The organism is Brevundimonas sp. D3-1P (assembly GCF_055809335.1).
Map to the genome: position 1 here is coordinate 989,009 of NZ_CM147908.1, position 19,133 is coordinate 1,008,141.

At 67.1% G+C, this 19,133-nt stretch carries 22 protein-coding genes and 4 tRNA genes; 7 read left to right on the top strand and 19 right to left on the bottom strand.

Annotated elements, in window-relative coordinates:
• Positions 1-2 precede the first annotated feature (2 nt).
• The gene (locus AC0L6G_RS05030; RefSeq protein WP_473252939.1) at positions 3-1,364 is read right to left on the bottom strand and encodes a serine hydrolase; all 1,362 of its coding nucleotides are present in this window, start codon (positions 1,362-1,364) and stop codon (positions 3-5) included.
• Positions 1,365-1,614: 250 nt separating this feature from the next.
• Here AC0L6G_RS05030 and AC0L6G_RS05035 point away from each other — a divergent pair, with 250 nt between their 5' ends.
• Complete coding sequence (locus tag AC0L6G_RS05035; protein ID WP_293826461.1) at positions 1,615-2,037, top strand: DUF2147 domain-containing protein; 423 nt, start codon at positions 1,615-1,617, stop codon at positions 2,035-2,037.
• A gap of 73 nt (positions 2,038-2,110) precedes the next feature.
• Here AC0L6G_RS05035 and AC0L6G_RS05040 read toward each other — a convergent pair whose 3' ends face one another.
• The 14 genes from AC0L6G_RS05040 to AC0L6G_RS05105 all read right to left on the bottom strand — a co-directional run bounded on the left by AC0L6G_RS05040 (position 2,111) and on the right by AC0L6G_RS05105 (position 10,857).
• Positions 2,111-3,097, bottom strand: a complete 987-nt coding sequence (locus AC0L6G_RS05040; RefSeq protein WP_473252941.1) for an aldo/keto reductase — start codon at positions 3,095-3,097, stop codon at positions 2,111-2,113.
• A gap of 97 nt (positions 3,098-3,194) precedes the next feature.
• Positions 3,195-3,271: transfer RNA gene (locus AC0L6G_RS05045), tRNA-His, on the bottom strand.
• Between the two features lie 152 nt (positions 3,272-3,423).
• On the bottom strand, positions 3,424-4,143 hold the full coding sequence (locus AC0L6G_RS05050) for an energy transducer TonB (protein WP_473252942.1): 720 nt from the start codon (positions 4,141-4,143) through the stop codon (positions 3,424-3,426).
• A gap of 11 nt (positions 4,144-4,154) precedes the next feature.
• The gene (locus tag AC0L6G_RS05055; RefSeq protein ID WP_291539096.1) at positions 4,155-4,589 is read right to left on the bottom strand and encodes an ExbD/TolR family protein; all 435 of its coding nucleotides are present in this window, start codon (positions 4,587-4,589) and stop codon (positions 4,155-4,157) included.
• A gap of 5 nt (positions 4,590-4,594) precedes the next feature.
• Positions 4,595-5,467, bottom strand: a complete 873-nt coding sequence (locus AC0L6G_RS05060; RefSeq protein ID WP_291539100.1) for a MotA/TolQ/ExbB proton channel family protein — start codon at positions 5,465-5,467, stop codon at positions 4,595-4,597.
• A gap of 535 nt (positions 5,468-6,002) precedes the next feature.
• Positions 6,003-6,078 (bottom strand) — tRNA-Phe (locus AC0L6G_RS05065).
• 27 nt (positions 6,079-6,105) lie between these two features.
• Complete coding sequence (locus tag AC0L6G_RS05070; protein WP_293826455.1) at positions 6,106-6,306, bottom strand: DNA gyrase inhibitor YacG; 201 nt, start codon at positions 6,304-6,306, stop codon at positions 6,106-6,108.
• A gap of 3 nt (positions 6,307-6,309) precedes the next feature.
• Entirely contained in the window at positions 6,310-7,341 is a 1,032-nt protein-coding gene (locus AC0L6G_RS05075; RefSeq protein WP_293826452.1) for a ribonuclease E/G, read from the bottom strand.
• Positions 7,338-7,919, bottom strand: a complete 582-nt coding sequence (locus AC0L6G_RS05080) for a Maf family protein (protein ID WP_293826449.1) — start codon at positions 7,917-7,919, stop codon at positions 7,338-7,340. The genes AC0L6G_RS05075 and AC0L6G_RS05080 overlap by 4 nt, the downstream gene beginning before the upstream one ends.
• Entirely contained in the window at positions 7,920-8,138 is a 219-nt protein-coding gene (gene infA, locus AC0L6G_RS05085) for a translation initiation factor IF-1 (protein WP_008261544.1), read from the bottom strand.
• A 103-nt stretch (positions 8,139-8,241) separates the two neighbouring features.
• Complete coding sequence (locus tag AC0L6G_RS05090) at positions 8,242-8,709, bottom strand: UPF0262 family protein (RefSeq protein ID WP_291539137.1); 468 nt, start codon at positions 8,707-8,709, stop codon at positions 8,242-8,244.
• Positions 8,706-9,191, bottom strand: a complete 486-nt coding sequence (locus AC0L6G_RS05095; RefSeq protein ID WP_473252943.1) for a DUF2948 family protein — start codon at positions 9,189-9,191, stop codon at positions 8,706-8,708. The genes AC0L6G_RS05090 and AC0L6G_RS05095 overlap by 4 nt, the downstream gene beginning before the upstream one ends.
• Positions 9,181-10,470: a UDP-N-acetylglucosamine 1-carboxyvinyltransferase gene (gene murA, locus AC0L6G_RS05100; RefSeq protein ID WP_293826422.1), complete on the bottom strand. Its 1,290-nt coding sequence runs from the start codon at positions 10,468-10,470 to the stop codon at positions 9,181-9,183. The genes AC0L6G_RS05095 and murA overlap by 11 nt, the downstream gene beginning before the upstream one ends.
• A 102-nt stretch (positions 10,471-10,572) precedes the next feature.
• A complete protein-coding gene (locus AC0L6G_RS05105; protein ID WP_473252944.1) occupies positions 10,573-10,857 on the bottom strand; it encodes a hypothetical protein in 285 nt (94 codons plus the stop codon).
• 81 nt (positions 10,858-10,938) lie between these two features.
• Here AC0L6G_RS05105 and AC0L6G_RS05110 point away from each other — a divergent pair.
• Positions 10,939-11,013 (top strand) — tRNA-Thr (locus AC0L6G_RS05110).
• Positions 11,014-11,090: 77 nt separating this feature from the next.
• On the opposite strand, the gene AC0L6G_RS05115 is transcribed toward AC0L6G_RS05110, so the two are convergent.
• From AC0L6G_RS05115 to lipB, 4 genes are all read right to left on the bottom strand, one after another.
• Positions 11,091-11,681, bottom strand: coding sequence for a hypothetical protein (locus AC0L6G_RS05115; RefSeq protein ID WP_293828156.1), 591 nt, complete (start codon positions 11,679-11,681; stop codon positions 11,091-11,093).
• A gap of 48 nt (positions 11,682-11,729) precedes the next feature.
• Entirely contained in the window at positions 11,730-12,224 is a 495-nt protein-coding gene (gene msrB, locus AC0L6G_RS05120) for a peptide-methionine (R)-S-oxide reductase MsrB (protein WP_293828155.1), read from the bottom strand.
• A gap of 78 nt (positions 12,225-12,302) precedes the next feature.
• Entirely contained in the window at positions 12,303-13,787 is a 1,485-nt protein-coding gene (locus AC0L6G_RS05125; RefSeq protein WP_293828154.1) for a hypothetical protein, read from the bottom strand.
• A gap of 129 nt (positions 13,788-13,916) precedes the next feature.
• On the bottom strand, positions 13,917-14,633 hold the full coding sequence (gene lipB / locus AC0L6G_RS05130; RefSeq protein WP_293828153.1) for a lipoyl(octanoyl) transferase LipB: 717 nt from the start codon (positions 14,631-14,633) through the stop codon (positions 13,917-13,919).
• 64 nt (positions 14,634-14,697) lie between these two features.
• On the opposite strand from lipB, the gene AC0L6G_RS05135 reads away from it, so the two are divergent.
• The 5 genes from AC0L6G_RS05135 to AC0L6G_RS05155 all read left to right on the top strand — a co-directional run bounded on the left by AC0L6G_RS05135 (position 14,698) and on the right by AC0L6G_RS05155 (position 19,045).
• Positions 14,698-14,949, top strand: coding sequence for a FliM/FliN family flagellar motor switch protein (locus AC0L6G_RS05135; protein WP_291539155.1), 252 nt, complete (start codon positions 14,698-14,700; stop codon positions 14,947-14,949).
• Positions 14,950-15,134: 185 nt separating this feature from the next.
• Positions 15,135-15,219, top strand: a tRNA-Leu gene (locus tag AC0L6G_RS05140).
• 65 nt (positions 15,220-15,284) lie between these two features.
• Complete coding sequence (gene mgtE / locus AC0L6G_RS05145) at positions 15,285-16,703, top strand: magnesium transporter (protein WP_293828151.1); 1,419 nt, start codon at positions 15,285-15,287, stop codon at positions 16,701-16,703.
• Between the two features lie 79 nt (positions 16,704-16,782).
• Positions 16,783-17,832: a lysozyme gene (locus AC0L6G_RS05150; RefSeq protein ID WP_473252945.1), complete on the top strand. Its 1,050-nt coding sequence runs from the start codon at positions 16,783-16,785 to the stop codon at positions 17,830-17,832.
• A gap of 43 nt (positions 17,833-17,875) precedes the next feature.
• Positions 17,876-19,045, top strand: coding sequence for an isovaleryl-CoA dehydrogenase (locus tag AC0L6G_RS05155; RefSeq protein ID WP_291539163.1), 1,170 nt, complete (start codon positions 17,876-17,878; stop codon positions 19,043-19,045).
• The last annotated feature ends 88 nt before the right edge of the window (positions 19,046-19,133 follow it).

Consider the following 19,133-nt stretch of genomic DNA (forward strand, 5'->3'; position numbering starts at 1 on the left):
TCCTACAGCCGCTTGGCGGGTGTTTCGCGCCCGCCCTGATGCAGCACCAGTCCCTCGACGGCGCCGCCAAGGCCGCGCGTGAAGGTGATCTGGGCGTCGAACGCCTTCAGGAAGAAGGCGTCGGGCGCCTCGGCGAACAGTTCGAACGCCTGCTGACCCGTCGCCTGCCCCATCAACCGCCCATCGACGACGCTGACCGTCAGTGTCGCGCCGGGCGCCAGTCGATAGGCGCCGGCATAGGTCGCCAGCACATCGGGCGCGACGGAAATCGCCACATGCTCTCCAGGCAGCACGACCGACCCGCCGCGCGCCAGCGTCATCAGCGAGACCCCGATCTTCTCCGGCGCGGCGCCGTTCAGATTCCCCAGCACGACCACCGTCAGCCGGTCGTCCAAATCGCGCGCCATGAAGGTGTTGAAGCCCTCGATCCCGCCCGAATGGCTGACGATCACGTCGCCGCCTTCGGTCTTGACCGCCAACCCCATGGCGTAGCCGTTCCGCTCGGGCGTCGTCAGGACGCGCAGCGACGCCGGGTTCAACAGGCGGCCTCCGAACAACCCCTGCTCCCACTTCAGCAGATCGCGCGCTGTCGAATACAGGCCGCCCGCCCCCTGCGGCGCGCTCATGTCCACATAGTCGGCGTTGCGCACCCCCTCGTCGGCGGGCGAATACCCCGAGGCCCGGCGCGGCAGGATGGCGTCGTGACTGTCATAGCCGCTATCGGCCATGCCCAGAGGCGCGAACAAGTTGTCTGCGACGAAGGCGGCGTAGGACGCGCCGCTGACCGCCTCGATCACCGCCGTCGCCACCACATAGTTGGCGTTGGAATAGGCCCAGCCCTGGCCGGGCTGGAAATCCAGCGGCCGGTCGCGGAACCCCTTCATCAGGGCGGCGGCCGTCGTGGGCTGTCGCTTCAGGGTCTCGTATTCGGGGGCGCGGGTGAAGTCCGGCAGGCCCGCCGTGTGCGTCAGAAGGCGTCGCACCGTGACCTGATCCCACGTTGCTGGCGCATCGGCCAGATAGGCCTTCACCGGCGCATCCAGATCGACCAGGCCCCGCTCGTTCAATAGCAACAGGGCGACGGCGGTGAACTGTTTGCTGACCGACGCCAGACGAAACTTGGTGTCGCCGTCGTTCGCCGCATTCCATTCGCGGTTGGCCAGACCATAGCCGCGATCCAGCAGAACCTCGTCCCCACGGGCGACCAGGACAGCGCCGGTGAACGCCCCCTCGTCCACCGAGGCGCGGATCACCTGCTCCATCCGGCCCGTATCCTGAGCCACGGCGACGCCCCCGCCGGCGGTCAAGGCGGTCAGCGCCAGGACGACGGCGCGACCGCCGTCGGTCAGTGTTTTCAGATGCACGTCGATTTCCCCTGTCGGACGTGACGACCACGTCGATGACAAAGAGGCGGACGACGGCGGCGGCGGATGCGTCGCGGCGGATTAGATTTCCGTAATGACCGAGCCTGGCGGATCGAACTTGACCTAAGGTCTGGTTTTCATTGGCGATCCCTGCTCATTCAGCCTTGTTTTCAACCGAAAGCGGGACCACCCTGTTGCTCAACGGATCGGCATCGACCGACCGAGACAGGGCCGAAAGAAGGAAACGACCATGAAGATCAAGATTTTGCTGTCCGCCGCCGCTCTGGTCGGAGCGCTCGCCACGCCCGCCTTGGCCGGCGACCCGACCGGCCTGTGGCAGACCCCCACCAACGGCGGCCAGGTGCGCATCGCGCGCTGCGGTCAGGCCCTGTGCGGAACACTGGTTACGTCGGATCACATCCGCGCGGACCCCAATGCCCGGGATCAGCACAACCGCGACGCCGCGCAACGGAACCGCACCCTGCGCAACCTGCCTATGCTGACCGGCTTCACGGGCGGCCCGACGGAATGGCGCAACGGCTCGGTCTATAATCCGGCCGACGGCGGCACTTATCGTGGGACCATCACCATGACGAACGACAACACGCTTCGCCTGCGCGGCTGCATCGTCGCCCCGCTGTGCAAGACCCAGACCTGGACCCGCATCCAGTAGTTCTCGTTTCCCAGACACAGGAAGGCCCGGCCGGAGCGATCCGACCGGGCCTGTTTCATTTGGACGCTGCGCCTCAGCGATTGAGGGCCGCGCGGGCCGCCTCGGCATAGCGATGACCGCTGGCCGCCCCCTTGGGGAAGACGGCGTCGATGCGGGCCAGATCTTCCGATGACAGGACCAGATCGGTCGCGGCGACATTCTGCTCCAACGTCGCGATCCGGCGCGTGCCGGGAATGGGGATCAGGTCGTCGCCCTGGGCCAGCACCCACGCCAGGGCCAGTTGGGCGGCGGTGACGCCCTTGTCGGCGGCGATCGCCTTCACCGCCTCGACCAGGTCCAGGTTCTTCTGGAAGTTCTCGCCCATGAAGCGGGGATTGCTGCGCCGGAAGTCGTCGGCGTCCAGGTCGTCCACGGACTTGATTTCGCCTGACAGGAAGCCGCGCCCGAGCGGGCTGTAGGGCACGAAACCCACGCCCAGTTCGCGGGTCACGGCGAACAATTCATCCTCCGGCTCGCGGCTCCACAGCGAATACTCGGTCTGCAGCGCGGTGATCGGATGGGTCGCATGGGCCTTGCGCAGCGTCTGCGGCGCGGCCTCGGACAGGCCCAGGAAGCGCACCTTGCCCTCCTTGACCAGTTCGGCCATGGCGCCGACCGTGTCTTCGATCGGCGTGTCGGGATCGACGCGATGGAGATAGTAGAGGTCGACGTGATCCACCCCCAGGCGCTTCAGGCTGCCCTCGATGGCGCGGCGCACATTTGCGGGGCTGCCGTCGGTCGACAGACGGGAGCGGTCGGCGTTGTAGTTGATGCCGAACTTGGTGGCGATGAAGGCCTGATCCCTGCGATCCTTCAGGGCCTTTCCGACCAGCGCCTCGTTGGTGTGCGGGCCATACATTTCGGCCGTGTCGAACAGGGTGACGCCCAGATCCAGCGCGCGGTGAATGACCGATATGGACTGGGCCTCGTCGGCGCCGCCGTAGAAGGCGCTCATGCCCATGCAGCCCAGGCCTATGGCCGACACCTCGGGCCCGTTCGGACCCAGCTTGCGCATCTTCATCTGCGCTCTCCTGTCGATATGGGGGATCGGCGAAGGCGCCGACGATCAGGAGATGGTCGCGGCGGCGGCCGGCTTCAAGCCTGGCCCCGCTTTGCGATGGTACCGCCTCTCAGGCTTGAACTGAGGACCTCCGGTTCCACAAACCGGCGCTCTAACCAACTGAGCTAAGGCGGCCCGCGCATCGCGAGGCGCGTTCTCTACCGGGCCTGTGGGAAGCGATCAAGCGAGTTCATGATTTTTCACCAAGAGATTTCATCGAAGGGCTACACAAACAAAAGCACCCCGGAGATTGCTCTCCGGGGTGCTTTGTATTGATGTCTACCGGGTCAACCGAGGTTGAACGGAATGCGAACTCGGAAGGTCGCATCCTGAGCAGCTCCATCGACAGTCCGCGGGGACAGCTGACCACGCTGGACTACCCTTTGCGCAGCTCGGCCAAAGCCCATACCGGCCGGTGACTCTTCGATTATCCGACAATTCGCCGGAGCACCATTCGAGCGCGCTGTGCACTCGACGATCGCATATCCACTAATTTCCCGCTCAATCGCGCGAGCCGGAAAATCATCCGCTGTAGTGCGCGGGGGGCGCGACCACTGAACGTTGGTGATCGTCGACGGACGCGGCGGAGCCGGCGGCGCGGGCGGCGGCGGCGGTCCGGGAATGTTCACGGGCGGACCCGTGTATTCCACCCGGTCTTCCTTCTTCGTCGGCGTGATGTTCACCGGCGGAGGCGGGACGACGTTGGGAACCGGCGCCGGCACGCGCACCTGAAGCTTCGGCGGCGGCGGCTGATCCGTCGGCGGCGGTGGCGGAGGCGGAGGCGGCGGAGGCGGCGGAACCGGCTCGACCAACTCGACCTCGACGGACTCGTCGACGTAGTTGAATTCCTTCAGCTTGAACTTGGACTGCTGCAGGAAAAAGATCAGCAGGGCGAACAGAATGGTGACGACCAGAAGGCAGACCAGCAGCACAGGGGTCGGAACCCCCATGAAGCCCTTCTTCTTCGGCGCGTCATACCGACTGCGGTGATAAGTGACGTCTGTCATTGCACCTCGCCCTACTGCGACTGGTCTTCGCCGACCAGGGCGACGCTGTAGAAACCGTTATCCTGCAAGGCGTTCATGACCTGCATGAAATCGCCATAGCGGGTGTTTTGGTCGCCACGAATGAAGATGCGCTCGTCGGCCGGATTGCGGCTTCCGATCTGCTCCTTCAGGTCTTCGCCCAGCGTAGCGGTGCTGGAGCGGAAGTCCCCGACGAAGACGTCGCCGTCGTTCTGGATCGAAATATAAACCGGCTTGGGCGGATTGGGCGCCGGCTTGGCGACTGCAGTAGGAAGTTCCACCGGCACCGACACGGAGGCCAGAGGCGCGGCCACCATGAAGATGATCAGCAGGACCAGCATGATATCAACGAAAGGCGTGACGTTGATATCGCTGTTGGCCTCGATGTGGTACTTTCCACCGCCGCCTGATGAAAGCTTGGCGGCCATCCGTCTTACGCTCCCTTGTCGAGTTGACGCGAGATGCCGTTGATCAGTTCAGCGTTGAAGCCGTCCGCGCGGGTGCCGTAGGCCGAGATGCGGGTGTTGAAGTAGTTGTAGAAGATAACCGCCGGGATGGCCGCGAACAGACCGATGCCGGTGGCCAGCAGGGCTTCGGCGATGCCCGGAGCGACGACGGCCAGGTTGGTCGTGTTGGATTCCGCGATGCCGATGAAGGAGTTCATGATCCCGTAGACGGTGCCGAACAGACCGACGAACGGGCCGGTGGAACCGACCGAGGCCAGGAACTGCTGGCCGCCCGACAGGCGCTTGGCCAGACCGGCTTGGACAGCCGAAACGGCGGCCTGGGCGCGGCCCAGGGCCGAGTCGCGGTGATCGCCAGTGACGGACAGGCCGGCTTGGCGCGACAGTTCGATTTCCTCGGTGGCGGCGGCGGCCATGTCGGCCAGCGGGTTGCCGTCGAACTCTTCCGAGGTGGCGACGGCGCGCATGTCGGCGACGGTGCGGGCGCCGCGGAAGGTTTCGAGGAAGTTGTCCGTCTTGCGGTTCAGCGAACCGAACTCGAACAGCTTGATGAGCAGCAGGGTCCACGAGAAGATCGAGGCCAGCAGCAGGCCGGCCATGACGACCTTAACGACGACCGTGGCTTCCATGAACATGGAGATGGGGGTGATGCCGCCGCCGTGTCCGCCGCCGACGGCTTCATTGACGGAAGCCGGGTCGGTTTCGGGGGTCGCCGGGGCGGCGGCCGAAGCGGCGGCCGGGGTCGGCTCGGCCGGAGCCTGGGCCAGAACCGGCGAGCTCGCCATCAGCGCGGCTGCGCCGGCCATAGCGAGAAGGATGTTCGTCTTTTTGCTGTTCAGCATAGTTCGCCAGTTCCTGCTTGGTCTGACTCGTGGAACCAAAGGTGCGGCCATAGTCAGCGACCGCCCCCCAACCTGAAAATGTTTCCTTCAGCGCACCCCGTCCCATCGGGATCGAAGTCCGCTGAAATCTTCGGTGGAGGCCGATGCGGTCGCCCGCGCCGCCTCCGATAAACGGACTGAGAAAGAGAGCCTCTTTCACGATCCGCATTAACGCCTTCGTGCGAAGGCGTCTCAACCCCTTTGACGAACCCTTACCGGAGCGTCAAGGGACAAGGACGGCTTTTCACCCGACTAGCGCCAGGGAGAAAAGTTTCGCCCGACGCCGCGATTGAAGCGTTGCCGCGCGACATTTTGATGAAGATTGCGCGTCGGATGGAGCAAACTTGTTCGAAAACACGATTTGACGCCGGTTTCTTTCGAGAAACGCCTATATCGTGACAGATCGCCCCTCGGCATGCGCCAATGAACGCGTGCAAGCGGTTGCGAAAGCCGCAACCGTGCAAGCGAAACGGTCATAGATGTCGAAAATAAAAGATGGTGCCTGGAGGCGGATTCGAACCACCGACACGCGGATTTTCAATCCGCTGCTCTACCAACTGAGCTATCCAGGCGCCGACGCGGCGTCGCGAGAGGCGGGTCTATAGGGGAGGCTTTTGCGCCTGTCCAGCGCCCAATCCATCGTTTTCGACATCCTCGTCCGCGCTGTCGTCCAGGGCGGCGGGAATGGCGTAGGCGCCGCTGAACCAACGCTGGAGATCCACCTCCGAACACCGGCGCGAGCAGAAGGGTCGGTATTTCGGATCGGCCTCGGCCTTGTGGCAGATGGGGCAGGTCGCCATAGCTCAACTCTCTTCGATGCGACCGCGTCCGGCGGGCGCGGCGACATCGGCCAGAACCAGGGCGCGCGGTCCCAGGCGGGACGCCAGGGGGGCGACAAGGGCCGCCTCATCCGGCGCGCAACGTACGACGATGCGCGGCGTCGCGGTGTCCGACATCATATGCCGTCTCAACCGGCGGACCAAGGACAGGGTGCGCGTCTGAAGCGTAGGCCGGCCATCGGCGTCCAGCAACACCTCCTCCAGCGGCGTTCGGCGCCAGGGCAGGGACAGTTCCAGCAGTCCGAACCGGCTGACGGAGCCGAAGACGGCCTGGCGTTCGTGCGCAAAGGCGGCCCGGGCGGCCTTGGCCTGCGCTTCGGCGTCCTGACCGTCCCCCGCCAGATCGACCACGACAAGCCCGCCCCACCGGCGAAGGCCGATCAGCCGCGCGGCCTGTTTCAGCCCCTCGCGATTCGCCGCCGCCCGCCCCTGTTTCGCATCCCGCCCCGGCCTGGGCGCATGGTCGATGTCGACGGCGACCAAGGCGCGCGTGCGCTCCAGCGACAGATCGACGCCGTGCGCGGAAAAGACGTGGGTCCCGGCCAGCGCCTCTTCCTCGGCCTCCATCACCGCATCGACGGCGGCCAAGCCCGTGATCAATTCCGCGTCGGGCGCGAGCATGCGCAACTGCTCCGCGACGGTCGGCGCGGCTTCCAGCAGACGCGGCGCCCCCTCCCCTGGTCCCAGACGGCGGACGACGGCGCACTTTGCGGCGCGCGGCTCCGCCGTTACGACGACCTCGAGCCTCTGACCCTGGCTCAGTCGATCGTTTCGATTGAAGGGCAGGAAGGCCGGCGCGTCGCCCAGATCGACGAAGGCGCCGCGCAGGCCCGGATTGACCTCGGCGATCCGGCCGATCGAGCGCGCGCCCAGCCGCGCCTGGGCCGGGTCGTCGTCGCGCTGAATCAAAAGATGCGTGTATCGCCCGTCGCGCAGGATCGCGCCGCGCGTCTCGCCCGGCGTTTCGTCGAGGAAGACCTCGACCGCGCCGCTCACGGCCGCCAACCGACGCCGTGCAGCAGTTGGACGGTTTCATAGAGCGGCAGGCCCATCACCGAGGGATGACTGCCGATGATGCGCTGGACGAAGGCGCCGGCCGGTCCCTGGATGCCATATCCCCCAGCCTTGCCGCGCCAGTCGCCGGTAGAGACATAGGTTGCGATCTCATGGTCCGACAGCGGCTTGAAGGTGACGCGGGTTTCGTTCACCCGCGACGACAGCCTGCCGTCGCGCACCACGGCGACGCCGGTGAAGACCCGGTGATTGCGGCCGGACAACAGTTTCAGGAAGCGGATCGCCTCCGCTTCGTCGGCCGCCTTCTCCAGAAAGCGCCTTCCGACGGCGACGACGGTGTCGGCGGCGATGACCACGGCCTCGGGCCGCCGGTCGGCGACCACGCGGGCCTTGGACGTCGCCAGACGTTCGGCGAGGCGCGGCGGGGTCTCGCCCTTCAGCGGGGTCTCGTCGATGTCGGCGGGGTCGATGTGGTCAGGCGCGATCCCGACCTGCGCCAACAGTTCGATGCGGCGCGGGCTGGCCGAGGCCAGCGCCAGTTCGGGCCTGCCTGTCGTCACTTACTTGAAGCGGTAGGTGATGCGACCCTTGGTCAGGTCGTAGGGGGTCATTTCGACCAGCACCTTGTCGCCGGCCAGCACGCGGATGCGGTTCTTGCGCATCTTGCCGGCGGTGTGGGCGATGATCTCGTGGTCGTTCTCAAGCGTCACGCGGAAGGTGGCGTTCGGCAGCAGTTCGCTGACGGTGCCGGGAAACTCGAGCAGTTCTTCCTTAGCCATGCGGCCTCTCACGCCCGTTGAATATGCGTTCGACCCCACGCCGGGCGGGCGCGAGGGGCGGAATGGACGGGCCTAATGCCCGAAAACGCAGAGATAGTCGAGGTCAGCCGCGCCGGTAGAGGGCGCACAGCAGCGTAAACAGCCGCCGCGCGGTTTCGTGATCGACCGCGATCTTGCCTTCCAGCCGAGATTCCAGCTGCTCGGCCCCTTCGTTGTGCAGGCCGCGCCGGCCCATGTCGACCGATTCGATCTGACTGGGCGAAGAGCCGCGAAGCGCCTCGTAATAGCTGTCGCAGATCAGCAGATAGTCTTTCAGCACGCCCTTCAGCGGCGTCAGGCTGATGGCGTAGGTGCGGGTGAAGCCCTGGCCGTCGATGTCGAACACCAACCGATTGTCCTGAAGCGACAGCTTCAGCCTGTAGGGCCCGCCAGGCGCGCCCAAAGGCTCGAAACTGTTCTTCTCCACCAGATCGAAGATGGCGACGCGCCGCTCGTGCTCGATTTCGGCCGTCGCCGCAGGCAGGGTCGCGGCGTCCAGTTCAACGGAGGCCAGCCTGTGCGGACCGCTCATGCCGCATTTCCTTCGTCCAGTTCGGGCTCGTCCAGATGGGTCGGCTCCGTGCGCGCGGGCCAGCGCTCGGAGATGTCCGTGACCACCGCATCCAGGCATTCCACGTCGATCCGCAGGTCGCCGCCCCCGGCGAACATCAGGATCACCCGGCCGCCAGGCACCTCGGTCGGCAGGAAGTCCAGCGCCAGCAGCTCCAGCGAGGCGTCGGGGCTGCGCGGCAGGCGTCGGCTCTTGACCGTCAGGACGTCGCCAAACTGCATGGCGCACATCACCCGCGCCCCGCCGCATTCCCAACAGAACCGGCTGAAGGCGATCGTCAGGGTGCGCGCCTTTTTCTCCCACACGATATCGACCGGCCGCAGGATGGCGTCCTGAAGCGCGGCGGAAATGATCTGCAGATCGTCGGCGTCCTCCGCCAGCAGGCGCAACGGTTCGACCGACGCCTTGACTTCGGAAACGACGCCGTCGATCTCAGTGCTCATCACCCGTCCCCTTTATGCGTCGGATGTCGGCTCCACAGGCGCCGAGTTTTTCCTCCAACCGCTCGAAACCGCGATCCAGATGGTAGACGCGGCCGACCGTCGTCTCGCCCTCTGCGATCAGGCCGGCGATGATCAGGCACATCGAGGCCCGCAGGTCCGTGGCCATCACCTGGGCGCCGTGCAGAACCTCCACGCCCGTGACATGGGCCTCGCCTGCATGGACCGAGATGTCGGCGCCCAGCCGCGCCAACTCCGGCACATGCATGAAGCGGTTCTCGAAAATGGTCTCGCGCACCGTGCTGACGCCCTCGGCCGTGGTCATCAGCGCCATGAACTGGGCCTGCAGATCGGTGGCGAAGCCCGGATAGATGGCCGTCTCGACATCCACGGCCTTCAGCCGCTGTTTCGGATCGCGCTTGATGACGACGCCGTCGACGGTCGGCGACACCTCCACCCCGGCTTCGACCATCGTGTCCGTCAGGGCGCCGATCAGTTCGGCCCGGGCCTTGGTCAGGCGCACCTCGCCCCCGGCCATGGCGGCGGCGACGGCGTAGGAGCCCATCTCGATCCGGTCGGGAATCACCGACCAGGTCGCCCCGTTCAGCGAAGAGACGCCTGTGATGGTCAGGACATCGGTGTCTATCCCCTCGATCCTGGCGCCCATCGCCGTCAGACAGTGCGCCAGGTCGCCGATCTCCGGCTCGCGCGCGGCGTGGCGCAGCACGGTCGTTCCCTCGGCCAGCACGGCGGCCAGCAGGGTGTGTTCGGTGGCGCCGACCGAGACGAAGGGAAACTCGATCTCGGCGCCCTTCAGTCCCTTGGGCGCGCGGGCGGTGACATAGCCTTCGTCCAGTTCGATCTCGGCGCCCAGCGCGGTCAGCGCAAGCAGGTGCAGATCGACCGGACGCGCGCCGATGGTACAGCCGCCGGGGAGCGAGACCTTGGCCTCGCCGGTGCGCGCCAGCAGCGGCCCCAGCACATTGAACGACGCCCGCATCTGGCGAACAAGATCATAGGGGGCGAAGGTCGAGGTCAGCGCCTTGGCGTGAAACAGGCTCTCCTGCCCGTCCGCCCCGTCTCGCTCGGTCACTTCGATTCCGAACTGACGCAGAAGTTGGCCCAGGAACCGCGTGTCCGCCAAACGCGGCATATTGGTCAGCAACAGGGGCTGATCCGTCAGGATCGAGGCGGCCATCAGCTTGATGGCGGAATTCTTGGCGCCGCTGACGGGAATGTCCCCGAAAAGCTGGGCGCCGCCGTGAATGGCGATGCTGTCCATGTGGTCCTTGAAGCGCGCCCGAAGGAAACGCTTCGGGGAGAGGGTTCTGTAGCAAGCCGATGGACGCTTGCCAAAGGCTGGCCGGCGGCGGGCCGATGACTTTCAGTTGCCGCCCTTGGGCGCGACCGCGGTGCGCGCCGGGGCCTTGCGACGTCGCAGATTGGCGCGAAGGGCGGCCGCCAGGCGAATAGCCTTCTCAGCCTTGGCCCGCGCCGCTTCCGACGGGGCGGTTTCGGCGGGGGCGGTTTCGGCGGGGGCGGTCGGGGGCGCCGCATCCGCCCTGGCCGGCGGTTCGACCCGCAGCGGCGCGGCGGCGGCGTCTGGCGGCGTAGCGGCGTCGTGCGGAGAGCGAGTCATGAGCCGCAGAATGCCGCGATCGCCGGCCATGTCCAAACTTTCTTTCGGATCGTCAAAAAGCCGCTTCCCTCCCCGGTAGGGTTTGGCTATACGGCCGCTTCCTCAGTCGGGGCCGCCGTAGCTCAGTGGTAGAGCGCATCCTTGGTAAGGCTGAGGTCGTGGGTTCGATTCCCCCCGGCGGCACCATCTGAGACTTGAAAAGGCCCGGCTTTCGCCGGGCCTTTCGCATTCACGCAGGGCTGATCGCTCGGACCGGCCGACGTTCAGTCGAAAGCCGACATCCGGTTCCTGAATGGATCGCGCTGGTCGGACTCGCGATCCTTGCTCCAGCTGAAGCCCATCGACAGCGACTTGCTGGTCGTATCGCCGCCGTGACCGCGACCGCGCACGCCATAGGGCGCATAGACGTCGGGCCCGACCAGCCCGTATCGGCCGGGGTAGCCGTAGCCATAGCCCCAGGGTTCGTTGCGACCTTCACGATAGGCCAGGTCCAGCCGCCCGTTCTCCCCGACCGGCATGGAGACCGCCGCGCCGTAGGAGCGGTAGCCGCTGGTGCCGATTCCCGCCTCGACCATGCCGTGCATCTGGCGATCGTCCTGAGGGTCGGGCGCGGGAGCTTCCTCGAAGCTGGCGCCCGGCGTGCGGTTGGAAAGCCAGTTCTGAATCTGCTGTTCGGTGGTCATCCCATGCGGTTGGGCGTCCTGGGCGGTCGGGGCGGCGACGGCGGCCTGCGGCGCGGCGGTCAGGGCCTGGGCCAGGGTGGGGGCGTTGGCCGGCGCGGTCGCCACCACGCCGTCCGGGTCCGTTCCCGGTGCCATCAGGGCCATGCCGGCCAAGAAACCTGCGATCAGCATTTCGCCTCTCCCTTCGACATCATCCTAGCACGGCGAATAAGGCGATGGTCAGGCGTTTCCGTCGCCGCGCCCCAGCGGATCCGGCAACGGGTCCCCTTCCACGACGAAAGACAGGGCCACGGAGTTGATGCAGTAGCGATCGCCCGTCGGCGGCGGGCCGTCGGGGAAGACGTGGCCCTGGTGGCTGCCGCACCGGGCGCACCGGGTCTCGATGCGGACCATGCCATAGCTGGTGTCGCGGACCTGATGGATGTGGGCGGCGTCCACCGGCTCGGTGAAACTTGGCCAGCCCGTGCCGCTTTCGAACTTGGCGCGGCTGCGGAACAGGGGCAAGCCGCATTCGCGGCAACAGAAAACGCCCGCGCGCTTTTCCCCCAACAGGGTTCCGCAAAAGGGCGCCTCGGTGCCGTGCGACAGCAGGACGCGCCTTTCCTCGGGGTTCAGGTCCGCCTCCAGACGCGCCCGCTCCTGGGCGTCGGGCGGCGTCAAATCATAGCCGGAGGGCGAGCGCAGGCTGTCGGCGTGGGGGGCGAGATCGGTCATGGCCTGCAAATGGGAAGGGGCGGGCCGAGGTTCCACCCCCTGCCCGCCCCCTTTCGGCTGCCGTCGCGCCGCGACGGCCTACTGGAACAGCCCGCCGACCCAGGCGCGAACAGCGGCTTCGTCGGTCGCGTCGCCGGTATAGGCCAGGCCCTGCGCCGGGGCGAAGGGCGCGTCGTTGCCGCGCTGGCGCGTGGTCCAGGCCTTATGGCCATAGCTCAGTTCGGCGTAGTTCGACGGCAGGCGCAGCACGGTCGGCTCGATGAAGATCGAATCCTCGGCCGTGACCGAACCGGCCAGGCGCACGTTCGGCAGGCGCGTCAACAGGTCCAGCGTGTCCAGGCAGCCGCTGGTGCAACCGCCGTCCACCAGGACGACCACCGGCCCCGCGACCGGATTGGGCGCGCCTGTATCCGGCACGGACGGGCGCCCCGGCAGGGTGAAGGTGGCCTGATTTGCGGCCAGGGCGGAATCGAAGGCGGCGACGATGGCCTGGGTCTGTTCGATCACCGGACCCGATTCCGCGACGAAGCGCGGATCGGCCTGCATGCGGGCCAGGGTGTCGACGAACCACTGACGATTGGCGGGGGTGGCGCGGTAGGTGATGGAGCCGGCCTCGGGCTGGCGGCTGACGGTGAACTCGGGCGTCCAGATGCGGTTGGCCAGGCCATAGCCGCGCCCGGTGGCGTTCAGCGACGCCCCGTTCGCCCCGCGCAGGTCGATGACCAGACCCTGCGTCCCGCGAATAGCCGGCAACTGACCCTCGACAGCGGCGAAGAAGGCGTCCCAGTCCGCATCGTCGCCCAGGGTGTGGACATTGATCCACGGGCGGCCGTCCACCGTCTCGACCGACAGCGGATTGGGGCCGGGCATGTAGACGGTGGCGCGATAGGCGGCCTCCAGGCTGGCGGCGTCGGCCGGCTGGGGCTGCATCTGGAAATCACGGTCGCGGCGGCCGACCTTGAAGGTGCACAGCGAGGGCACGCCTCCGGTGAAGGGGTTGTTGCGGTTCCACAGCAGATAGGGGGCAGTGCGGACGCGGCCGGCCTCGGTGGTCAGGTCGCCTTCCCAGCGATCCAGCCGTTCTTCGGCCAACTGGGCGGCGGTCCTGTCGCCGCACTTGACCAGGGTCGAACCGACAGGAGGCAGGTTTCGCACGCCCGGCTTGGCATAGGAGACGACATATTCGCCGTTGCGCCAGGCCGTGGTCACGCCCGGCCAGCTGGTGGCGAAGAACGGCCCAAGACCTTCATATGTCGGGCGGATGGCGATGTTCGAATCGCGAAAGCCGTTGGCGTAGTAGCGCATCAGATAGGCGTGGCTGTCGCCGCTGTTGACCTGTCCGACCTTGCCCTTCGCCTCGGCCAGACCGGCGTCGATCCAGCTGCGGAAGGCCTGGCTGGGCGCGCCTGGAATCACGGCGGCGGGATGGTTCGCGGCCAGGGCGTCGTGGGCGGCCTGAAGATCCTGCTGGGCCAGCGCGCGGAAATCCTGGGCCACGGCCGCGCCGGCGGCGACGGTCAGCGACAGAACGGCGGCCGATGCGGCGGCGATCATGCGGTTCATGGAGTCCTCGCAGTCTTCTCGAAGGTAAACGCTCGGGCAGCGTTAAACCTCATGCGTCCCGCGCTTGCCAAGCCCGGTGGACCGGATTTCGCCCCATTGTCCCCCGACATGCGACGATGCGGCGCGAGTTCAGAGCGGCGCCTCGGCCGGCGCGACGGGGCCGAACAATTTCACGAAACTGCGCCGCAACGCCGCATCGGCCTCGTCCAGCGTCGCCAGGACGCCCAGATCGACCAGGCTGGTCACGCCATGTTCCTGGATGCCGCACGGCACGATGCCGCCGAAATGCTCCAGGTTCGGTTCGACGTTCAGGCTGATGCCGTGGAAGCTGACCCACTTGCGCACCTTGACGCCGATCGCCGCGATCTTGTCCTCTCGCGACCAGCCCGGACCCTTGCGCTCCACCCACACGCCGACGCGGCCGGGACGAACGTCGGCCGCCACGCCGAAGTCGGCCAGGGCGCCGATCAGCCACAGCTCCAGGCCCCGCACGAAACAGCGTACGTCCCTGCCTCGCCGGTTCATGTCCAGCATCACATAGGCCACCCTCTGGCCCGGCCCGTGATAGGTGAACTGCCCGCCCCTCCCCGTGCGATGAACGGGGAAGCGGTCGGCGTCCAGCAGGTCCTCGTCCTTGGCCGAGACGCCTGCGGTGTAAAGGGGCGGATGTTCCAGCAGCCAGACCATCTCGGCCGCTTCTCCCGCCGCGATCTCGGCGACCCGCGCCTCCATGAAGGCCTCGGCGGCGGCGTAGTCGACATAACCCTGCGACACCGCCCATTCGACGGGGCGGCCGTCGTCGAGACGCAGTTTCTGAAGGGACGGGCTTAACGGCTCGGCAAGCATGACGCTTCAATGTGGGCGCCAAGGCGTTTTCGCAAGGGACGCCTCGTCGCGAACGAGAGTCTCCGTGTCCCAGATCAACGCCGTCGATGTCGAAATCTCAGTCGTGCTGGGGCGTTCGGTGCTGCCGATGTCCCAACTGCTGCGCATGGGTCGCGGCGCGGTGATTCCGTTGGACGTGGCCGAGGGCGACGAGGTGTGGATCCTGGCCAACAACTATCCGGTGGCGCGCGGAGAGATCGAGATCCGCGAGGACCGCATCGCCATCACCGTGACCCGCCAGGCGGACGTCTATGACTTCATGGCCGGGGCCGCCTGATTAGCCAGTGATGAGTGATTAGTGGCGAGTGGCGAGTGAATGCGCCCTGCATTTCCACGCCGGGCGTCAGATCACCGTCGCTGAAATCGCCCGACCCGCTCGCCACTGACCACTCGCCACACGCCGCTCACTTCGCCCCTTTCCTTTTCCAACGGCTTCGTCTATTCGCCGCCGCTCCGATGCGAGCGGTCGTGGCGGAATTGGTAGACGCGCAGCGTTGAGGTCGCTGTGGGGCAACCCGTGGAAGTTCGAGTCTTCTCGACCGCACCATCTGGCTAAACAGGGCGATTCATCGGCTAACTGCGGCTGGACATTCTACCAAGGGAGGCGACAACGTGAGCACCACGGACCACGCCTTCGCGCCAGCCGAAGCGCCTGACAACGAAGACCACGCCGCCCTGGACGAGGACTATGTCCTCACCCCCGCCTTCGTCGAGAAGGTCGTGGACGCCGCCGACGACGGCGACGGAATGCGGCTGCGTTCGCTGCTGGAGGATCTGCACCCGGCCGACGTGGCCGACCTGATGGGCTTTCTGACGGCCGAACACCGGGCCGTCGTCGTGCTGTGGCTGCCGCCTGAACTGCTGGCCGAGACCCTGCCCGAATTGGACGACGGCATCCGCGAGGAGGTTCTGGAGCGAGTGCCGCACGGGACCCTGGCCGAGGCGCTTCAGGAACTGGATTCCGACGACGCCGCCGCCGTCGTGGAAGACCTGGAGGACGATCAGCGCGAGCGCGTCCTGGCCGCCATGCCCGAGGTCGAGCGGGCCGCCATCGAAAGCAGCCTGGGCTACGCCGAGGAGTCCGCCGGCCGTTTGATGCAGCGCGAGGTGATGGCCGCGCCCCAGTTCTGGAGCGTGGGCGACACCATCGACCACATCCGCAAACAGGGCGACGACCTGCCCGAACTGTTCTTCGACATCTATGTGGTCGATCCGGTCAACCGCCCGGTCGGCGGCGTGGCCATCAGCGCCCTTCTGCGCGCGGCGCGCAGCGCCAGGCTGACAGACCTGATGGAGCCGGTGAACGAGATCGCCGTCGACCAGGACCAGGAAGAGGTCGCCTACATCTTCGAGAAATACCACCTGATCTCGGCGCCCGTGGTGGATGCGGGCGGTCGCCTTGTCGGCCAGATCACCGTCGACGACATCGTCAACATCATCCAGGAGGAAAACCGCGAGGACATCCTGCGCCTGGCCGGCGTCGCCGACGAGGACCGGGGGTCTTCGGTCGCGGAGATCGTGCGCGGCCGCGTGCCTTGGCTGGCGATCAATCTGGCGACGGCGGCCCTGGGGGCCAGCGTCATCGGCCTGTTCGAAGGCACCATCCAGCAGATCGTCGCCCTGGCGGTGCTCATGCCCATCGTCTCCGCCATCGGCGGCAACGCCGGCACCCAGGCCCTGACGGTCACGGTGCGGGCGCTGGCCACGCGCGAGCTGAACTCGGCCAACGCCACCCGCACCTTCTTGCGCGAACTGCTGGTCGGCATGGCCAACGGGCTGATCCTGGCGCCCCTGATCGGCGTGGCCGCCGGTTTCTGGTTTCGCGACGAGAACTGGAAGATCGGCCTGGTCATCGGCGCCGCCATGATCCTGAACCTTCTGGTCGCGGCCTGCATCGGCGTTCTGACGCCCCTGACCCTGTCCAAGCTGAAGTTCGACCCGGCCGTCTCGTCCGCCGTATTCGTCACGGCGACCACCGACTTCTTCGGCTTTCTGATCTTCCTTGGTCTGGCCACACTGGTTCTGCTTTAGACCCGCGCGCCAGGCGCCCGGCGCGGCCCTTGCTGGGCACGACGCAAGCGCCCCGCGTCTGTCTTTAATTGGGTCAACCGTGTCCGACGTCCTAGCCAAACCAACCAGGGTCTCCCGCGAGGGCGTCCTTCTGATCAAGAGCTTCGAAGGGTTCCGCCCCCGCGCGACGCAGCGTGGCGACGGCCGCTGGGTCATCGGCTATGGCCACACCCGCTCCGCGCGCGAGGGCGCGGCGGTGTCGGAAGCCGAGGCCGAACTGTTGATGCAGTACGACCTGCTGCCGGTGGTCAAGGCCGTCGGCGAACACGTCAAGGTTCCGCTGAACCAGCACCAGTTCGACGCCCTGGCCAGTTTCGCCTTCTCTATCGGGGCCGAGCGGTTCGCCGCCTCCGACGTGGTGGCCCGGTTGAACGCAGGAGCGCCCCGTCAGGCCGCCGCCGCCCTCAGCGCCTGGGCCGACGACGGCGCCGCGGAGAAGCCGACCCGCCGCCGGTGCGCCGAACACGCCCTGTTCAACGCCGCGCCCGGCGCGCCCGTAACCCTGGCCGCCCTGCTGGCCGCGCCCTTGCCGTCTCCATTCGAGACAGCCGAAGCCGTCCTGCCGGCGGTCGACGGCGCATTGGAGGAGGCGGTGGCCCCCTTCCCCGCCCAGTCGGCCGAAGCCGTCGGCGCCGACACGCCTATCGTCGCGGCGAACGACGTCCAAGATCCCCTGGCCGCAGCGCCGACCGAAGCCTTCAAGGCCGCGTTCGCGGAGACGTCCAGCGTTGTCCTGACCGCGCCGGACCTCGCTGCGGAGCCGGCGGCCTCGCCTTCCGCCGATCCCGTCCTGACGGCGCTCGATCCCGATTTCACCCCGCCGGACCAGGCCCTGGGCGTGCGCGAGGTCGTGGCGCGGGCCAAGGCGTCGCGGCGCGCGGGTCTGGGCGAACTGGTGACATTCCTCGCCATGGGCGCGCTGGGCATGGTGTCGCTGGGCGTCGCCGCCGCCGCCTTTCAGCGCGCCGCGACGACGCGCAGCGGCGATACGGCGACGGTCGCCTGGGTCCTGGCCCTGATCGCGGTCGCCTGCATCGCGGTGTCGGTCTACAACCTCTACCGTCGGTGGGGCCGTCCCGACCACGACTGACGACGCTTGGCGAGGACCTGTGCGCGATGCTAACCCCTCGCGCATGAGCATTCCCTTCGCGCCCCAATCCATGGAATTCGGCCTTGGCGAAAACGCCGACGCCATTCGCGACACGACGGCCCGCTGGGCCGCCGATCGCCTGGCCCCCTTGGCCGCGGAGATCGACGAGAAGAACGAATTCCGCCGCGACCTGTGGCCCGAGATGGGCGACCTAGGCCTGCACGGCGTCACCGTCGAGGAAGAGTACGGCGGCCTGGGCCTGGGCTATCTTGAGCACGTCGTGGCGATGGAAGAGGTCAGCCGCGCCTCCGCCTCCATCGGGCTCAGCTACGGGGCCCACTCCAACCTCTGCGTCAACCAGATCCGTCGCTGGGGCTCCGAAGACCAGAAGCGGAAATATCTGCCCAAGCTGATCTCGGGCGAGCATGTCGGCTCCCTGGCCATGTCTGAGGCCGGATCGGGATCGGATGTGATGTCGATGCGCACCCGCGCCGACAAGAAGGGCGACCGCTACGTCCTGAACGGGACCAAGTTCTGGATCACCAACGCCCCCCACGCGGACACCCTGGTCGTCTACGCCAAGACCGACCCCGAGGCCGGATCGCGCGGCTGCACCGCCTTCCTGGTCGAGAAGGGCATGAAGGGATTCAGCGTCTCCAAGAAGCTGGACAAGATGGGAATGCGCGGCTCGGACACCGCCGAACTGGTGTTCGAGGACTGCGAAGTGCCGGAAGAGAACGTCATGGGTCCGCTGGGCGGCGGCGCGGGCGTGCTGATGAGCGGGCTGGACTATGAACGCGCCGTGCTTTCGGCCGGTCCCCTGGGCATCATGCAGGCCGCGCTGGACGTGGTCCTGCCCTACGTCCGCGACCGCAAGCAGTTCGGCAAGCCGATCGGCTCGTTCCAGCTGATGCAGGGCAAGGTGGCCGATATGTATGTCGCCCTGAACAGCGCCCGCGCCTACGTCTATTCGGTCGCCCGCGCCTGCGACGCCGGCCTGACCACCCGCTACGACGCCGCGGGCGCCATCCTGCTGGCGTCGGAGAACGCGGTGAAGGTGACGCTGGAGGCCGTCCAGGCCCTGGGCGGCGCCGGCTACACCAGGGAATGGCCGGTCGAGCGGCTGGTGCGCGACGCCAAGCTGTATGACATCGGCGCCGGCACCAACGAGATCCGCCGCTTCCTGATCGGCCGGGAACTGCTGGGAAGCTGAGGTAGAGGCCGAGCCGGGCCTGGAGCGCCCCGCGGAAAAATAGTCGTATTTCGCGATTATTGGGCGGCGTTGCCGATCTGTAAGTGGC